Below are 14,420 nucleotides of genomic sequence, written 5' to 3'. Positions count from 1 at the left end.
ATGGAAGAAATTAAAAGAGTCGCAATCGTGACAGGCGCGGCCAGGGGCATTGGCGCGGCCGCCGCGCAAGCACTGGCCTCGAAGGGGCGCATTGTCGTCATTACGGACATTTCCGCCAACGGGGAAAAGACCGCCCGGGAAATGCGCGAGGCAGGCTTACAGGTCTTTTTTGAGCAGCTGAACGTGGCGGATGCTCCCAACGTCAAGGCGACCGTCGAAAAAGTGCTGGCCGAATTTGGACGCATCGATATCCTGGTGAACAACGCCGGTATCCGCCCCACCCAGCCTTTCAGTCAAATGTCTCTGGGCGATTGGCAAAAGGTCCTGCAGGTGAACCTGGAAGGGGTTTTCAACCTGTGTTCGGCCATACTGCCGGCCATGAAAGAAAACACATGGGGGCGGATCATCAATCTCTCTTCACTGGCAGCCCAGCAGGGGTCAACCGGCGGGCACAGTCATTACGCCGCGTCCAAAGCCGGCGTGATCGGCCTGACCAAGTCGCTGGCCAGGGAATACGCCGCCTTTGGCATCACGGTCAACGCCGTTTCGCCCGGTTGGATCGACACGCAGGGCTGGGAGGGAGCCTTGGACGGCAAGCGGGATGAGTTCGCTGCCAAAGTGCCGGTTGGCCGCCTGGGCACGCCGGAAGACGTGGCCTATTGTATTAACTTTCTGGCGTCCGATGAAGCGTCTTACCTCACCGGCATCAACCTGCCCATCAACGGCGGTTTATACATTAGTTAGCGGTTAGAAAAAAGGGGGATTAACTAACAGGAATTTTTCCTCACCTTCTTTCAAAAAATGCTTTAATAATATTTAATTTATAAAACTCTGGTGGGGAAAAAATTTTGTTAGTTTATATTTTTTTTATTACGTACATCAAGGAATAATGGGGAAAAATATTTTTCTCATAATATCTTTTTATTGACTAATGTACCTATAAATTGATTACTACAAGAAGTAAAAAATTGTTGCGGGATTTCATTCTCTTTTTATATCAGATAGGACTTATCTAGTTTTTTATTTTATCTGCCATCAACGTATAAAGCTTTTCATAAGTATTCTCAAATTCATTAAAATAATTGTCAAAATAATTCTTTACTACATAATCACCGTCTATTTCATAGACAATTGAATGATTAAAAATATTTAAAAGAGTTTTTAACGAATTATCTTCATCATATTTTTCAACATCTATTAATATTGAGTCATTATCACCAATAAAGAAATTTGCTCTAAAGAAATTGGCCTGATATTTTAGACAAAAATTGTCTATCTCACTAAAAATATCAGTCAATTCTTCATTCCACACAAGTTTTGCCTTTAGCTGGTAATCTTTGGATTTAATGGACAGCGTTTGAAATTCAGTTATCATCATCCGATAATTTGGGTTTTTGTAAATATTGAAGGGTGATGGAATTGCCCGGGGATCCTTTTCCATTATGACCGCTAGTTTTTTATTCATTTTTAATTCTGCTGAAGTTCCCCATGAAGAAGACATTATCAGAATTTCATTACGTAATCCACTAATCCAAATTGCAATTTCTTTTGCCAAGTCAAATTCAAATTTGCCAAAAATTTCTTTCTTCCAAATAGTTAAGCCTTCAAAAGCAATAGCTATTGTCAATACAGCAATTACCAGGGTAAAAGTATCTTTCAAAATTTGATTGAAAGTAATGAATTCAATACTGTTATTAGCTAGCCCATTTTCACTTGACCAGTAAAAATAGATCATGCCTCCAATAAAAATCCACCAATATTTTTTTATAAATTTTCCTACCATTGACCCTCTAAAATTACTGTATTGTTAGGATTTTAACTGTTTTTTGGAAGTAAATACTAAATTGAATTTCCAATATTAGTCATTGCTTCTAATTAATAATCTGTCGCCGATTCTATTGAACCCTATAAAAGAAATGAAAATTCAAAAACCCTTTTTATTGCATTGAACAGATCTTTTAATTTTATTATTATTTTTTGGAAATCAAGGATATTTATTAATTTTGAGCTATCGATATTTTAAATTTTTAGCTCAATCAAATAGAAGCTTTTGATATAAAAAAAAAGGAAAAGAATAGAATTCTCTACTGATGGAACAAAAGGTGTACTTAAAAAAAAGAGCTCCTCGCCCAGGACTCGAACCTGGAACCTAGCGGTTAACAGCCGCGCGCTCTGCCAATTGAGCTAGCGAGGAAAGCCTCACTATTATAGAAGTGCTTAATTTACTTGTCAAGGACTCCGAACATAATGGAAGGAATCCCATTTATCAGCTTTTCCGGTCAGGAACTCAAGCGATCAGGCGACAGGTGCGCCGCGCCAGATCAGAAATACGGCAAAGTTCATTCCCGTTGATCATGCTCTGTAATTCGTCGTTCAGCGGTGCAGTCCATTCCTCCGGCAGCGCCTTGGCGCCGTGCATGGCGCCCAGCATCGAGCCGGCTGTGGCGCAGGTGCAGTCGGTGTCCATGCCGCCCATCATGGTAATGCACAGGCTTTCGCCCAGGCCGCTCTGCCCCAACATCAGACCCATCACGATCAGGCAGGTGTTATTGATCACGTGGATGGAACTCATGCCCGCGTATTCCTCTTCGATTTTGTCGCGCACCTTTTCCCAATCTCCGTACGCGTCTACCCACTGCATGGTCTTCAATACCGCCTGGGTCAAGCGGCTTTCCGCCGGGATGAAGTTCAATCCGGACAAAATGATTTCGCGCGGGTCATCCAGCACAAAGGCAGCCGCGACGCAGGCAGCCGCCCACATCTCTCCGTAGATGCCATTCTTCGTATGCGACACGCACGCATCCCGGAAAGCCATTTCCGCTGCCCGCTCGGGGTTGCCGGGGTTGACGTAGCCCCACATATCCCCGCGTATCTGCGCGCCGATGTATTCGCGGTAGGGATTGCGGAAAGAGGCCGTGCGCGGCGGATCCATTTCGTTGATCATATTGCGGTAAGCAATGGCCTCCGCGGTAAAAATGCTGCCGTAAGGCAAATTCTCCAGCCACATTTTCCCGATATCCTCAGACTGAAAATCCCGGCCATGGGTCTCCAACGTTTTCAGCGCGATTACAGTGTAATCGGTATCGTCGTCCCTCACCATCCGCCGGATATTGCTCAGGGTGGTGCCTTCGTAATTCTCCCAAAGCGCCAACCCTTCCGGAAAAGGCTCAAGGACAGGGATATAAGTGCGCAGCGGATAAGCGCCGGCGGCCTGCAGGTAGGCGCGGATGCGCTCCCGGGTCCAGCCTTCGACGGGTTTCCCCAATGTGCAGCCGGCGCAGCGGGCCAGCCAGGCGCCATATACTTTATCGTACCAGTCGATATCTTTAGGACCGGCAAATTGGGAACTGCCAAAGTTTCCGCGCAGCCGCCTGATTCCCTCCATATCGGAAGGTTCATTTCTACTTTTTAAGAGTTGTCCATTGACAGCTTCAATGTGAAGCCAAAGTTCTTCATCCATTGATGGATTAGCACCCGGCTCCAAGGACTGTTCGATTCTTCGCAGTAGATCGATGTCCTGGCAGCCCTCATCTTCCAAATTCCTGAGCTCTGCTTTGAGAAGCATTTCCCGGCCCAAATCCTGATGCTGCATGGCTATACTCCTGTTTAAGATAGATTATTAGATTTTACCCAGTATTAAGCAGATCTATTAGGCGAAGAATTGGGTGATTGAAATATGACAATATTGGGAAGGATTGTTGTTGACAAAAAAGATAAACTTGTGCTATCCTTTTTGCTTGAAAGAAAAAACATTCTGAAAGGAACAGAAGAATGACCCACATAATTTCTGATGATTGCATTGTTTGCGGATCCTGCGAAGTAGAATGCCCCGAAGGCGCCATTGCAATGGGCGACGAGCACATGGAAATCGACCCTGAAAAGTGCACCGATCAGGCCAAGTGCGTTGAGGTCTGCCCCGTCGACGCTATCTCCAAAATCGAGTAGATAGAACACAACCTTAAACAACAAAAGTGAGCCACTTACGTGTGCTCACTTTTTTGTTGTTAAGCGGCATTATGCATATAATTAATCAAAATTATGAAAAAATTCATTACCATCGCAGGCAATATTGGGGCAGGAAAATCTTCTCTGGTAGCCCGGCTCAGCCAGGAATTGGATTGGCAGCCTTTTTATGAACCCGTTACGAATAACCCTTATTTGGCCGATTTTTATCAAAATATGCCTGCCTGGGGTTTTCATTCTCAAGTTTATTTTTTAACCCACCGTCTGCACGTCTATCATGATCTGTCCGAATCCACTTCTTCGGTGATATTGGATCGCAGCTTATACGAGGATGCCGAAATATTTGCCAAAAACCTTTATCTCAATGGGAACATGTCTCAGCGAGATTACGAAACTTATGCCGCCCTCTATCAAAGCCTGCTGTGCTTTCTTCCTACACCTGATCTGGTAATTTATCTGCGCGCATCCGTGACCACTCTGCAGCAGCGTATTCATTTACGCGGGCGCGAATATGAACGCTCCATTGACCCGGCTTACCTCAGCCAGTTGAATAAGGCTTACGAGAACTGGATATCCTCTTTTTCTTTGTGCCCGGTTCTGACAGTCCCGGCCGATAATTTAGACTTTGTGTCCGAGCCTAAGCACATGGCTCTCATCCTTACAAAAGTTCAGGATAAAATAGCCGGCAAGGACGAAGTCGTCTTCCTTCCAGAGGAATACAGCGCGTAAATAAAGACCCCCTTCTACGCCAACGGACTAACGCGGTTCGACAACGAATTTAATAGCTGTGCGAACCTTTCCGTCAATTTCTACATTTACAAATTCCGGCGTGAAGATTATATCAATTTCATCCTGCACCAGAAAGTTTTTAGCCAATACCAATGCTTTAACAGCTTGATTGACTGCACCTGCGCCAATCGCCTGCACTTCAGCGTGCTTTTGCTCTCTTATAACTCCAGCGATGGCTCCCGCTACAGCAGCGGTTCGAGAAACAGCTTTCACTTTGATTACATCCAAGGTTTCCCTCCTTTCAGCAATTTCAATACATTCATAGTATTTTCGGGAGCTACATTATTTTTATTTAGTATTTGCATTGTACAAGATTTGAATAGCAGTTTCAAGTAAAGAATTTAATCTATTTTAAGTATATTAATGGTTAAAGTAATATTAGTAGGGGCTGTTGATATGTGGAGAAGCGTGCAGATGGAAGTGCGTTACCCCTATATATGGGAATTATCTAACTCTCCACCCTCTATTTATAGATATATTTAAAAACAAATGCTAAAAAGAGGTGTGGATATTTTGTGGATGAATGAAGGCCCTGCCGGATAAGAATTGGGGAGTGCGGATAAGTAAAAATTCACGGATATTTTTTCAGGAAAGACGATACTATTATCCACACGATCACACTTTTATCCACAACTTTTGGAAAGTTATCCACAGGCTTTATCAACAAGCTTTGTGGATAATTAAAGGCCGTTTTGATAGGACCAGTTATCGATAGCCTCTTCCACCGTATCCAGATAAGTATCTAACGAGGACAAGCGCTCTCCAAAATTGCCGCCATCCAAAGCCAGGAGGGAACAGAAATTCTCGTAGGATGTAACGCCTCTGCTTCCTTGCGGGAGAAGGTTCGCTATCAGAGTCCAGGTCCACAGCATGATCCATAAAGCAGCTTCCTGCCGGCTGCCGGCCAGTTCAATAATGGCTTTTTCGTAATACGGCAGTCGTCCATTGCTGAGGGTCAGCGGAACATCCGGGCTTTCTAAAAGATCGGCGTAGGCAGCTTTCCAGTTATCCAGCCAATTTTCCCAATCCGGTTCGACCGGTTCAACCGGCACGATCAAATCGACAAATCCGCCTGCTAAACCGGGCATGTTTAAATTAATTGCGCGTTCGGGGAAATCGATCAAAAAACGCCGTTCCGTCAGCGGAACGCTGGTCAGGCAGGCAATTGCGTTGGCTGCGTCTTTTAAAATACGCAGATATTCCAGGCGTGTCTCGGCTGTGAAATCGCCGGTTTTCAGTTGCAGCTGCAGCCAGGAGGAACGCGCGCGTTCCGAGAAAAACTTTACCCGTTGAATGATGTTGGACGGCAGGAAGAACTGCGCGGCCACACCCGCCTGGGTGTATTCGAACCAATGCGAGGTATCGTACAGCATGATGGGATCGTGGCACAAAAAAGATCCCAGCCAGGCATTGCTACGCAAGTCGCGCGGCTGGCTGAACATGGATTGGGGATAATGCGCGATGTCCAGGTGAATTTCTTCCGTGATGGGTACAATTTCGCGGCGGCAGGGAATGTCCACAGAATGGATGTAGATCAGGTCAATATCCGTAATACCGCCTAATAACGGTTCATCATAAATCAGAGAGCCCGTTAGGTAAGCGCTCACCAAGTCATGCCCACCATAAGTCTGGCGTTTTACCGTATCCCTGGCTGTATTCAGCAATAAATCCCTTGTTATGCGCATAATTTCCTGTATTTATTATATGAATTTTACTCTGGAATAAGAAGTTCCGGCTGAAAAGGTGGCAAATGCAGGCGTTGGCGGATGCGATTTTCAATCCACTTAAGGTCTTCCTCGTTCTTGACGAAGTCCAATTCGTTGGAATCAATGATCAATATCGGCCGGTTATCTTCCGGCTGCATGAAACACTCGTCGTAGGCAACGTTAAGCAGATCGATGTAATCCCGTTCCATGGAGCGTTCGAAGGATCGGTCGCGCAGTGTGATGCGGTGCATGAGGGTGTCGGTGGAAGCGCGCAGGTAAACGGTCAGGTCCGGCGGGGGAATCTTTTCCGCCAGGGCGGAATGCAGTTTGTAATACATATCCAGTTCGTCTCCGTCCAGGTTGGTGCGGGCGAACAAGGCATCTTTATCGAAAGTGTAGTCGCTTAACAGCGGCTTCCCGCTGGCCAGCATTTCGGGCACGTTGCGGCGCTGTTGGTGGTAGCGGCTGAGCAGAAAAAACATTTGGGTTTGGAACGCGTAACGGCCGCGGTCTTGATAGAAATTGGAAAGGAAGGGGTTTTCTTCGAACACTTCCAGAAGGAGATTGGCTTCAAACGCGGGCTGCAGCAAACGCGCCAGGCTGGTTTTTCCTACTCCGATGACTCCTTCGATGGCAACGTACATTTGCCCTCCGTAAAAATGATGAATTATTCTTGACTTTCAATGAATTGAATCTAAACCACAACTATATCATACTAGCCAAGAGGGAAAAATGCCAAACTTAAATCGCGTTTAAATCATCGGTAGACTGGGCAAAGATCCTGAAAACAGGACTACCCGGAATGGTACAGCATACACGGTGTTTCCCGTTGCAGTGGAGCGCAAGTGGAAAAGCCGTGAGGGGGAGTTGAGAAAAGAAACGGACTGGTTCAGTGTGGAGGCCTGGGGCAAATTGGGGGAAATATGCCAGAGCTACCTTTCCAAAGGCCGGCTGGTCTTCCTGGAAGGACGGCTGCGCACCGACCGCTACGATCACAACGGTGAGACGCGCTACTTCACCAAGATCATTGTCAGCCAGATGCAAATGCTCGACCGACAGCCCAAAGACAGCGGCGAGGCGGAAGCGGAGGAACTGGCTGCGGATGTCTTGTTTGGAGAAGATGAGTTGGATTAAATGACTATATAATAATAAGATATCCTATCAACAAGGGGCAATAAATGATTTTCACCGATATCGAAATTACTAATTTAAATTTAAATTCAAACTGCATTAATGATATTTATATACTTTTAGCTAAATACCTTTGTGGTATACATTTTTTACGCGGAATGAGCGAGTCGGAATCGGACCTATTAAATAGATATATCGTTGAGATTGAGAGGCGGGGAAAAGGGGTAAATTTTGCTCAATTTAATGAATTATTGCTGATATTAGATTTAGATCAGGTGAGTGAAGAATTTTTTGAATTTTTCTTTCTCAATAATAGAATTACCGATGATGGATATATTTCTCTGGATGAAATAAAAATAGGGATTGAGTATTTCCGAGGTTTATCTATGTTGAGCTTTGGAAATTTAGAGAATGTCTTCACACAATGCAGAATTATGAATAGGGCGGAGCTAGAAAATGCTTTTTCTCCATTTAATAAAAAACCTGAAATAAATAAAGATTATTATTCAAGGCGACCTGAAATAATTCTTGATACTCAAAAAATAAAGCGTGATGAAACATGGATGTTGGGATATATCTCTGGTGCGAAATTGTTAAAGGATATTAATGAGGCAGAGAAACAACTGACTACAAAAAAAGATCAAGAAACTATCCTATCGACAAAAGAGTATTTACAAAATCTTCAGGAAATGAAAACAAAAAATGATAAGAATGAAATCATTGCTCTGAACAATACGGATATATATCTCACTTGGGATTACTTAGATGTGTATTTTGCTACATCTATGAGAGAAAGATGGGAGTATGAGGAAATTTATGATTTTATCGAGGAGTTATTTGCTACAAATAAACAGAGTAAATTAGAAAATAATAATAATCTTGATGAATTAAAACTGAGGTATTTTAATCCAACGCAATCAATCTGCAATAATCCACGAAATAAAGGATTAATTGAAGGTCTGATGTTGAAAAGATGCCGCGTGACAATTTATATGGGGCAAGAATCGGATACACTTGGAAAGGATTCTGAATTGGCGGCAACTCTGGCTCAGAAAAATCCTGTTATTGCGTATTATCCATTAATTAACCCTGATGAGTATTGGGAAGTGATCAAAGATAGATCTCTATATTATTTTATTAAACGAATTTACGTGCTTAACGCTGAAGGTGTTTTTGATCAAATAAATAATGATGAATCGTTTAAAAAGATAGCCTATTATTACAATGAAATATTAAGCGATTTTGTGGATAGAATTAATTTATTCTACAAAAATGATTGTCCTTATTCGCTATTCCAAAAGAAGGAAAATATATTTAAACAGCAGAAATATTTTATTAAGAAACCTGAGAATGATAATGGTAAAGGCCTTGAATTTAACTCGGAAAACGGTATAATAGAATATACTTTCTATGATATCTGCAAACTACTTGCGTTTGCAGAGCATTGCGTATTTGAAAAACGTGCTGATGTAATGAAATCTAAGCACCCTTTAGCGATGCAAATCGATCTAGAAAATGGAGTTTCGAATGGGGTTCTAATTGTAAGAAACTCGAATCAATGCAGGGAGCTACTTTATAATTTACTAACAAACTCCTGTGAGTTTACAATAATACACATATTGCTATATAGTATCAGTAAAAAGGAATGGAGTACGTTTAGTGACTATTTAAAAGTATCTTCTCAACAGGCAATATTAGATTGCATCTCATATGACACTGAAGATTTCTTTATATATCAAAAAAGATTTTTGTCAGGTAAAGAAATTGAGATTCTGAAGGATATGAAGGACAATGATAAAATACCTTTCTCTATTAGAAGGCAATTAAATGAGATAGAGAACATTGGCCTAACAGCGTTAAAAGAAAAAATCTCTGGGTGTTTTTTCCGAATAGTCACAGATGATCGGAAAATCACGAATTCATTCTGGAATTTGTTTTATAAGAACAAGGAGGATTAATGGGTGTGAGATTATCAAGCAATAATCATTGTAAATCAAAGTTATCTTGGGATGAGGAGTATCCTGAAATCTACCTATTTTCTATTTCAAAGGGAAGAAATGAGCCTTCCTCAATACAACAGAATAATGTTCATCCCTGCCAGGCGAATTCAAAAGACAGGGATGAATTTAACGATGCAACTTTACAAGAAAGTTAATCTTCAATAGTATTCTCTAGTTCTTTTATCATCCCATCCACCACATTGAAGCCGCCCTGCCAGAAAGAAGCCTGGCTGATATCAAATCCGGCGTCCGACAGGATCTTCATAGGCGCCTCAGAACCGCCGGTCGAGAGGATCTTGATATAGCGCGGTTTGAAGGAATCGCCTTCTTCCTTGAATTGTTTGTAGAGCGATAACACCAGCAGCTGCCCAAAGGCATAGGCGTACACGTAGAAAGGCGTATGGTAGATGTGCGGGATGGAAACCCATTCCCAGCGGAACTCGTCCGCGATATCCAGCGCGTCGCCGAACTGCGTTTGCAGATTCTCAAAGTAAGCCTGCGAGAGCTCGTCGATGGAGGCGCCCTGGTCGGTCATGGCGTGCGCTTGTTTCTCGAACAGCGCGAAGAAAGCCTGGCGCATGATGGTGGCGTAGGAATCGTCCACCTGGCGGAAAAGCAGGTCGCGCCGCACGCTCTCGTCGCGCTCTTCTGCCAACAGGCGTTCCACCAGCATCATCTCGCCGAAGGTGGAGGCGGTCTCCGCCAGCGGCAGGCAGGAATGCTGCGTGAAGATGCTGTGGTCGCTGGCCAGCAGGGAATGGATGGCGTGGCCCAGTTCGTGCGCCAGCGTGGCCACATCGTCGGAATGGCCCTGGTAGTTGGTCAGCACCCAGGGGGTCAGCTCCGGGTTGACGGTGGCGCAGAAAGCGCCCGAGCGTTTGCCTTTGCGCACCTGGCTGTCCACGTGGTTCTCGCTGATGACCTTCATGGCCAACTGCGCGAAGCGCGGGTCGAAGGAGTCGAACGAGTCCATAATCAGCTCGGTGGCGCTGCCCATGCTGAATTCCTTGGTGGATGCGGTCACCGGCGCGTAAATATCGTAGCGGCGCAGCTTGTCCATCTTGAGCAGGCGCGCTTTCAGCTTGAAGAAGCGCTGGAAGATGGGCGCGTTTTTCTGGCAGACATCCAGCAGGGTGTCCACCACCTCGTCGGGGATGTCGTTGCCCAGGTTGCGCGCGGAGATGGGCGATTTGTAACCGCGCAGGTTGATGTTCTCGTTGCGCCAGTCGCGTACGACGGTCTGGTACATCTGGCCGAGGATGGGCCCGTCCTGGCCGTAAACGCGGTACAGTTCCTGGTAAGCCGCGGCGCGCAGGTCGGGGTCCGCCATGCGCACGTAGCTCATCAGTTCGCCGCGCGTCATTTCCTTTTCTTCACCATCGACTTTAATCTTGAAACTGTAGCGGTTGGTGAAAGAGTCATACAAGGTGATCAGCGCGTTGCTGCCGGTCACGTCCTTGATGTTGATGATCTTCTCTTCGGCTTCGCTGAGCGTGTGCGGCTTGAAGTGGCGCATTTCCTCCAGCCAGTAATGCAGGTCGCCGCTGTCTTTCATCAGGCGCTCGGCATTTTTATCGTCCAGCTCCTTCCACCATAGGGTGAAGAATAGCACGCGGTTGGAGATTTCCGCCCCAAGCTGTTCCATGCGGGCCAGCAGTGACATGGCGGATTGATTTTGGGTGTCTTCCGTAAACCACAGGTCGGCGTACCCGCCGATGCGCTGCATCAGCTTGACGATACTTTCCAGGGAGCGGACGATTTGCTGGAATTTATCCATGGAAATATCGGCGGTCAGATCGGGGCGGCAGGTTTCAAAGGCTGCCACCTGTTTTTCCATTTCGTCAAATGCTGCCTGCATTTCGGGGGAATCCCCGGAGGGGAAAAGATCAGCCAGGCTCCAGCGAGTAGGCTCAAGTGTTTGTGTGTCTTTACTCATGATTTTCCTTATTCTCTCTTTATTTCCGGTCTGTTCTCTACAGACCGTTAAAAATGCGTTCATTAAAAACCGGCAGGTTACCGGTAAAAAAATTATACTGCCCCTTTATAAACGCTGTATTTGAAAGGAATTAGAAGTCTTAATTGTCCTGGTTGAGCGCGTCCATTAGTTTGGGGTGCAGCCTGGGGTTGGCGGCGATCACGTCGAAGGGCGGTTTGAAATAATCCGGGTCGCCTTTGATGGTGGTGACGATCCCGCCGGCTTCTTCCACCAGCAGCGTACCGGCTGCGATGTCCCAGGGGCTCACGCCTAGTTCCCAATAGCCGTCCAAGCGCCCGGCTGCCACGTAGGCCTGGTCGAGCACGGCCGAACCCAGGCGCCGGATGGTTTGCACCTGGAAGGATAGGCGCGCGAAAAGATTCAGGTTGTTTTCCTTCCGCTTAATGTCGTAGGGGAAACCCGTCACCAGCATGCTGTCGATCAGCTTGTCGGTAACGGTCACATGCATGCGTTCGCCATTCAACCAGGCGCCCTGACCGCGTTCGGCGTAAAAACTCTCGTCGCGCATCGGGTCGTAAACCGCCGCCAGGCGCATCTTGCCCTGGTAAGCGTAGCCGATGGAGACGCAGAAGATTGGCAAGGCTTTGGCGTAATTGGAGGTGCCGTCCACCGGGTCGATGAACCAGCGGTGATCGTTCTGCCCATCCAAGAAGCCGCTTTCCTCGGCCACAATGGAATGTTCGGGAAATGCTTCACGGATGCGGCCGACCAGCATGTCCTCGGACTTGCGGTCGATCTCGGTCACGATGTCAATCGGGCCTTTGTAGGAAACCTGATGTTCCTTGCCGAAGCCCTCTTTCAATATCTTTCCGGCTTCCTTGGAAAGCTGGATCAAAAAATCAATGCTGGGTTGTTGGTTGGGCATTTAAAACTCCTGCGGTAAAACTCACCGCTCCCCGTGCATCTCGGCGGCCAATTCCTCGAAATAATCATTCAAGAACTGCTGCCGCTTTTGGGCGATACCGCGAGCGGTGGCTGTAAACAATTTTGAGGAGATCTTGTTCAGTTTGAACAGATACTCGTGATAAGCGCTGTGCCCTTCGCCGGGCTGCTTGGTGCCGTCCTCCAGGAAGGAGGACGAGGGTTCGGCAAAAGCCGGCTGTTTGACCTGAAAGGCATACGCCAGGGCGCGCACCACGCCCACAGCGCCGATGACGTCCAGCTTATCGGAGTCGAACAGCACCTTGGCCTCGATGGTTTCGGGCGCCTCTCCGCCGCTGCGGAAGCGGTGCGCGCGGATGCAGTGCTGTACGGCCCGGATGCGTTCGTCCGGCCAGCCTTCAGCGGCCAGCACCTCGGCGGCAAATTCAGCCGAGCGCAGGTGGTGGTCGTTGCGCTGGCCCTTGCCGGGGTGGCTGCCTTGCGAGTCGTGCAGCAGGGCGGCGGCCAACAGGATCTCCATGTCGGCGCCTTCCTGCGCGCCGATGCGCTGGCACAGGCCGTAAACGCGCTGGATGTGATCGAATCCATGCACGGCGTCCACGTCCGGGTACCATTGGCGGGCTTGTTCAAGCGTCAGCATGGGTTTTGGTACAACCGCCCTTTCTTGAAAATATCTTTGACCAGGTTGCCTCCGAAGCGGTAAGCCAGGTGGCGGTAATCGTCCACGCGCAGCACCAGCAGGTCGGCCTGCTTGCCGGGGTGGATGGAGCCGAGCTGTTCTTCCCGTTGAATCGCCGCCGCGGCGTTGATGGTGGCCGCTGTGATGGCCTGGGCCGGGGTGAGGTGCATGGCGCGGCAGGCCAGCGCGATGACGAATTGCATGTTCCCGCACCAGGCGGTGCCGGGGTTCAGGTCGGAAGCCAGCGCCAGCAGCCCGTTGGCCGCGATGATGGCCTTGGCAGGCGTGTACTCCAGTTCGTTCAAGCCAAAGGGCGTCAACGGCAGCGCCACCGCGGCGGTGGAACTGCTTCCGAACAGCCGGACTTCTTCCGGAGAGGTTTTGACCAAATGGTCGGCGGAGACTGCGCCCATCTCAATGGCCAGGCGCGCGCCGCCGATGTTTTCGAATTCATCCGCGTGCACTTTCAATGGAAAGCCCAATTCCTGCGCGGTGGTGAAGATCAGGCGGGTCTGCTCCAGACTGAAAGCGCCTTTTTCGCAGAAAACGTCCACAAAAGGCAGCGGCCGCTTGGAGGCGTGCCGCTCCCACCAGTTTTTCAGTTCGGGCAGCATCTGCGCGCAGATCTGCTGTACGTAAGCGTCCGGCCGGTCGCCGAACCCGGAGGGGATGGCATGCGCGGCCAGGAAGGTTGGCTGGATTTCCAGCGGTCCCTGGCGATCGAGTTCCAGCAGCACTTCCATCTGCTTCAGTTCGCTGGTCCATTCCAGTCCGTACCCGCTCTTGGCTTCGGCGGTGGTGGTGCCCAATGCGAAAATGTCCTGCGCGCGCCGGGCTGTTTGAGCAATCAGTTCCGCAGTGGAGGCGCTGCGGGTGGCGTTGACGGTGGATTGGATGCCGCCGCCGGCGGTCATGATCTCCATGTAGGTCTTGCCTTCCAGGCGCATCTCAAACTCCGCGGCGCGGTCGCTCGCCCACACCAGGTGGGTATGCGGGTCAACGAACCCGGGCAGAACGGCGTGTCCGCTGGCGTCGTAGCGTTCTTCGTTGGGGTAGCGGCGGAGCAGGTCGGCGCTTTCCCCGACCGCGGCAATAGTCTCGCCTTCGATCAGTACGGCCCCGTTGGGAATGATGGACAGTTCGCCCATGCGGCTGCCCCTTTGGGGCTGCGCACTGGGTGTCAGGAGCTGGGCGGCGGAATGTATCAACATGTGGGTTATCTCTTCCGATTAGACTGTTGGCTATTATAAAGGACTTCCCTGAGCTGCCGGGAT

General features: G+C 48.1%; 15 protein-coding genes and 1 tRNA gene. 6 read left to right on the top strand and 10 right to left on the bottom strand.

Annotated elements, in window-relative coordinates; translation table 11 throughout:
- A complete protein-coding gene (locus tag Pelsub_RS01595) occupies positions 1-744 on the top strand; it encodes an SDR family NAD(P)-dependent oxidoreductase (RefSeq protein WP_116225329.1) in 744 nt (247 codons plus the stop codon).
- Between the two features lie 268 nt (positions 745-1,012).
- Here the strand turns inward: Pelsub_RS01595 and Pelsub_RS01590 are convergent, their stop codons facing one another.
- The 3 genes from Pelsub_RS01590 to Pelsub_RS01580 all read right to left on the bottom strand — a co-directional run bounded on the left by Pelsub_RS01590 (position 1,013) and on the right by Pelsub_RS01580 (position 3,592).
- Positions 1,013-1,783, bottom strand: a complete 771-nt coding sequence (locus Pelsub_RS01590) for a hypothetical protein (protein ID WP_116225328.1) — start codon at positions 1,781-1,783, stop codon at positions 1,013-1,015.
- A gap of 338 nt (positions 1,784-2,121) precedes the next feature.
- Positions 2,122-2,194: transfer RNA gene (locus Pelsub_RS01585), tRNA-Asn, on the bottom strand.
- 93 nt (positions 2,195-2,287) lie between these two features.
- A complete protein-coding gene (locus Pelsub_RS01580) occupies positions 2,288-3,592 on the bottom strand; it encodes an ADP-ribosylglycohydrolase family protein (RefSeq protein ID WP_116225327.1) in 1,305 nt (434 codons plus the stop codon).
- A 179-nt stretch (positions 3,593-3,771) separates the two neighbouring features.
- Here Pelsub_RS01580 and Pelsub_RS01575 point away from each other — a divergent pair, with 179 nt between their 5' ends.
- Together Pelsub_RS01575 and Pelsub_RS01570 are read left to right on the top strand one after the other, a co-directional pair.
- Positions 3,772-3,945, top strand: a complete 174-nt coding sequence (locus Pelsub_RS01575; RefSeq protein ID WP_116225326.1) for a 4Fe-4S binding protein — start codon at positions 3,772-3,774, stop codon at positions 3,943-3,945.
- A 93-nt stretch (positions 3,946-4,038) separates the two neighbouring features.
- Positions 4,039-4,692 (top strand): deoxynucleoside kinase, encoded by a 654-nt coding sequence (locus Pelsub_RS01570; protein ID WP_116225325.1) that lies wholly within the window; start codon positions 4,039-4,041, stop codon positions 4,690-4,692.
- A gap of 27 nt (positions 4,693-4,719) precedes the next feature.
- Here the strand turns inward: Pelsub_RS01570 and Pelsub_RS01565 are convergent, their stop codons facing one another.
- From Pelsub_RS01565 to Pelsub_RS01555, 3 genes are all read right to left on the bottom strand, one after another.
- The gene (locus tag Pelsub_RS01565; RefSeq protein WP_116225324.1) at positions 4,720-4,980 is read right to left on the bottom strand and encodes a stage V sporulation protein S; all 261 of its coding nucleotides are present in this window, start codon (positions 4,978-4,980) and stop codon (positions 4,720-4,722) included.
- Positions 4,981-5,432: 452 nt separating this feature from the next.
- Complete coding sequence (locus Pelsub_RS01560) at positions 5,433-6,437, bottom strand: hypothetical protein (protein WP_116225323.1); 1,005 nt, start codon at positions 6,435-6,437, stop codon at positions 5,433-5,435.
- Between the two features lie 26 nt (positions 6,438-6,463).
- Positions 6,464-7,102 (bottom strand): deoxynucleoside kinase, encoded by a 639-nt coding sequence (locus Pelsub_RS01555; protein WP_116225322.1) that lies wholly within the window; start codon positions 7,100-7,102, stop codon positions 6,464-6,466.
- Positions 7,103-7,214: 112 nt separating this feature from the next.
- Here Pelsub_RS01555 and Pelsub_RS01550 point away from each other — a divergent pair, with 112 nt between their 5' ends.
- From Pelsub_RS01550 to Pelsub_RS01540, 3 genes are read left to right on the top strand one after another with little or no spacing between them, the layout of a single operon-like run.
- Positions 7,215-7,592: a single-stranded DNA-binding protein gene (locus tag Pelsub_RS01550; RefSeq protein ID WP_116225321.1), complete on the top strand. Its 378-nt coding sequence runs from the start codon at positions 7,215-7,217 to the stop codon at positions 7,590-7,592.
- Positions 7,593-7,636: 44 nt separating this feature from the next.
- Positions 7,637-9,547: a hypothetical protein gene (locus Pelsub_RS01545; protein ID WP_116225320.1), complete on the top strand. Its 1,911-nt coding sequence runs from the start codon at positions 7,637-7,639 to the stop codon at positions 9,545-9,547.
- The gene (locus Pelsub_RS01540) at positions 9,547-9,744 is read left to right on the top strand and encodes a hypothetical protein (RefSeq protein ID WP_116225319.1); all 198 of its coding nucleotides are present in this window, start codon (positions 9,547-9,549) and stop codon (positions 9,742-9,744) included. Before Pelsub_RS01545 ends, Pelsub_RS01540 begins: the two co-directional genes overlap by 1 nt.
- Here the strand turns inward: Pelsub_RS01540 and Pelsub_RS01535 are convergent.
- The 4 genes from Pelsub_RS01535 to hutI all read right to left on the bottom strand — a co-directional run bounded on the left by Pelsub_RS01535 (position 9,741) and on the right by hutI (position 14,357).
- The gene (locus Pelsub_RS01535; protein ID WP_116225318.1) at positions 9,741-11,525 is read right to left on the bottom strand and encodes a M3 family oligoendopeptidase; all 1,785 of its coding nucleotides are present in this window, start codon (positions 11,523-11,525) and stop codon (positions 9,741-9,743) included. The genes Pelsub_RS01540 and Pelsub_RS01535 overlap by 4 nt on opposite strands.
- A 139-nt stretch (positions 11,526-11,664) precedes the next feature.
- On the bottom strand, positions 11,665-12,450 hold the full coding sequence (locus Pelsub_RS01530) for an inositol monophosphatase family protein (protein WP_116225317.1): 786 nt from the start codon (positions 12,448-12,450) through the stop codon (positions 11,665-11,667).
- 21 nt (positions 12,451-12,471) lie between these two features.
- Complete coding sequence (locus tag Pelsub_RS01525; RefSeq protein ID WP_116225316.1) at positions 12,472-13,107, bottom strand: HD domain-containing protein; 636 nt, start codon at positions 13,105-13,107, stop codon at positions 12,472-12,474.
- Positions 13,101-14,357: an imidazolonepropionase gene (gene hutI / locus Pelsub_RS01520; protein ID WP_116225315.1), complete on the bottom strand. Its 1,257-nt coding sequence runs from the start codon at positions 14,355-14,357 to the stop codon at positions 13,101-13,103. Before hutI ends, Pelsub_RS01525 begins: the two co-directional genes overlap by 7 nt.
- Between the last annotated feature and the right edge of the window lie 63 nt (positions 14,358-14,420).

The organism is Pelolinea submarina (assembly GCF_003966975.1).
In the GTDB taxonomy this organism is placed as follows: domain Bacteria; phylum Chloroflexota; class Anaerolineae; order Anaerolineales; family Anaerolineaceae; genus Pelolinea; species Pelolinea submarina.
The sequence above is the reverse complement of the archived record's forward strand: the minus strand, read 5'-3'. Positions and strand labels throughout refer to the sequence as shown.

Bases quoted from the DNA above. Each gene is read 5' to 3' on its own strand.
- Pelsub_RS01595 (WP_116225329.1), top strand. From the start codon at position 1: ATGGAAGAAATTAAAAGAGTCGCAATCGTGACAGGCGCGGCCAGGGGC.
- Pelsub_RS01590 (WP_116225328.1), bottom strand. From the start codon at position 1,783: ATGGTAGGAAAATTTATAAAAAAATATTGGTGGATTTTTATTGGAGGC.
- Pelsub_RS01580 (WP_116225327.1), bottom strand. From the start codon at position 3,592: ATGCAGCATCAGGATTTGGGCCGGGAAATGCTTCTCAAAGCAGAGCTC.
- Pelsub_RS01575 (WP_116225326.1), top strand. From the start codon at position 3,772: ATGACCCACATAATTTCTGATGATTGCATTGTTTGCGGATCCTGCGAA.
- Pelsub_RS01570 (WP_116225325.1), top strand. From the start codon at position 4,039: ATGAAAAAATTCATTACCATCGCAGGCAATATTGGGGCAGGAAAATCT.
- Pelsub_RS01560 (WP_116225323.1), bottom strand. From the start codon at position 6,437: ATGCGCATAACAAGGGATTTATTGCTGAATACAGCCAGGGATACGGTA.
- Pelsub_RS01555 (WP_116225322.1), bottom strand. From the start codon at position 7,102: ATGTACGTTGCCATCGAAGGAGTCATCGGAGTAGGAAAAACCAGCCTG.
- Pelsub_RS01545 (WP_116225320.1), top strand. From the start codon at position 7,637: ATGATTTTCACCGATATCGAAATTACTAATTTAAATTTAAATTCAAAC.
- Pelsub_RS01540 (WP_116225319.1), top strand. From the start codon at position 9,547: ATGGGTGTGAGATTATCAAGCAATAATCATTGTAAATCAAAGTTATCT.
- Pelsub_RS01535 (WP_116225318.1), bottom strand. From the start codon at position 11,525: ATGAGTAAAGACACACAAACACTTGAGCCTACTCGCTGGAGCCTGGCT.
- Pelsub_RS01530 (WP_116225317.1), bottom strand. From the start codon at position 12,450: ATGCCCAACCAACAACCCAGCATTGATTTTTTGATCCAGCTTTCCAAG.
- Pelsub_RS01525 (WP_116225316.1), bottom strand. From the start codon at position 13,107: ATGCTGACGCTTGAACAAGCCCGCCAATGGTACCCGGACGTGGACGCC.
- hutI (WP_116225315.1), bottom strand. From the start codon at position 14,357: ATGTTGATACATTCCGCCGCCCAGCTCCTGACACCCAGTGCGCAGCCC.